At 63.2% G+C, this 1,423-nt stretch carries 2 protein-coding genes; one reads left to right on the forward strand and one right to left on the reverse strand.

Annotated elements, in window-relative coordinates; translation table 11 throughout:
• The first annotated feature begins 61 nt into the window (after positions 1 to 61).
• On the forward strand, positions 62 to 613 hold the full coding sequence (locus ABWP09_RS14390) for a type 1 glutamine amidotransferase domain-containing protein (RefSeq protein ID WP_353205803.1): 552 nt from the start codon (positions 62 to 64) through the stop codon (positions 611 to 613).
• A 1-nt stretch (position 614) separates the two neighbouring features.
• On the opposite strand, the gene ABWP09_RS14395 is transcribed toward ABWP09_RS14390, so the two are convergent.
• A partial coding sequence (locus ABWP09_RS14395; protein WP_353205804.1) for a cytochrome-c peroxidase occupies positions 615 to 1,423 on the reverse strand: 809 nt, incomplete at its 5' end.

A 1,423-nucleotide genomic window follows, 5' to 3' on the forward strand; every position in this document is an offset into this window, starting at 1 on the left:
TGGGGGGTCTATCGGTTGAGCGGCGCGAACCCCCACCCGTTACCAAAGCCGGAGATGCCCAATGGCCGACCTTTCCACCGCGCACGTCCTGATTCTTGCCACCGACGGATTCGAGCAGGCCGAACTGTTCGAACCGCGCCAAGCCTTGCTCGATGCCGGCGTCAAGGTGACGCTTGCCTCGATCAAGACCGATCCGATCCAGGGTATGCAGCACGACGTGAAGGGCGAAACGATCACGCCCGACCTGCTGCTAGAAGACGTCGAGACCGAGGATTATACCGCGCTGCTCCTCCCCGGTGGCGTGGCCAACCCCGATACGTTGCGGATGAACGATCGCGCGATCGAGATCATCGAGGAATTCGTCGATGACGATAAGCTGGTCGCGGCGATTTGCCACGCGCCGTGGTTGCTGATCGAGGCCGATGTGGTCGAGGGCAAGCGTATGACGAGCTGGCCGTCGCTGCGCACCGATCTCGCCAATGCCGGGGCCGACGTGGTCGACGAGGAAGTCGTCCGCGACGGCCAGTTCATCACCAGCCGTAACCCAGACGATATCCCCGCCTTCAACGCGGCGATCCTGGCGGCGCTTCAGGAAGAACTGGCGGAAGTCTGAGCTACTTCTTGAAGGGATTGCCGAACTTGGCATCGGCGGCAAGGCCCGTGTCGGTCAGCGTTTGCAGGAATGCGACCAACGCGGCCTTGTCGGCGGCGGAGAGGTTGAGGCGTTGCGGCGCGCCGCCTTGCTTCAGCCGATTGTCGAGCGCTGGGCCGTTCTGCACGCCGCTGTTATAATGCTCGACAACGTCGGCGAGCGTCGCGAGCCGGCCGTCATGCATATATTGACCGACGATCGCGACGCTTTTCAGCGAGGGTGATTTGAAGATGATCGTCTCGCCCGCGTCGAGCCCGTTGCTCTGCGAATTGGGGGCGAGCGCATAGGTCGGGGGCACGTGGCACGCCGCGCAGCCCGCGCCGCCGGCGCCCGGCCCGGTCATGAACAGCGTCTTGCCGCGATTTTCCTGCGCGGTGAAATTGGGCAAGTCTGTGTTCAAGTTGCGGTTCGGCGCGGTCGCGCTGAACACCGTGGCATAGCCAGTGTCCCATTTGCTGCCGGTCGAGACCATCGCGCGTTCGAACTGCGCGAGCGCTTGCTGGATTCGGGCCTCGGTAATGGCCGATGTACCGAAGGCGAAGGTGAAGAGATCGGGATAATAGGTCGTCGCGTTCATCTTTGTGATCAGCGCGGGAATGCCGCCGGCCGCGCTGTCCCAGCCCATTTCGATTGCATTCTGGATCGGCTGACTCGCTTGCGCCTCGACGCTTGCGGCGCGCTTGTCCCAGAACATATTGCCCGGCCGGTAATAGCGGATGTTACCGAGCCGCATCGCATGCGCGTTGGTGAACGCTGCGCCCGAGACGCCGG

It is taken from the genome of Sphingomonas sp. (genome assembly GCF_040398505.1).
Classification (GTDB): domain Bacteria; phylum Pseudomonadota; class Alphaproteobacteria; order Sphingomonadales; family Sphingomonadaceae; genus Sphingomonas.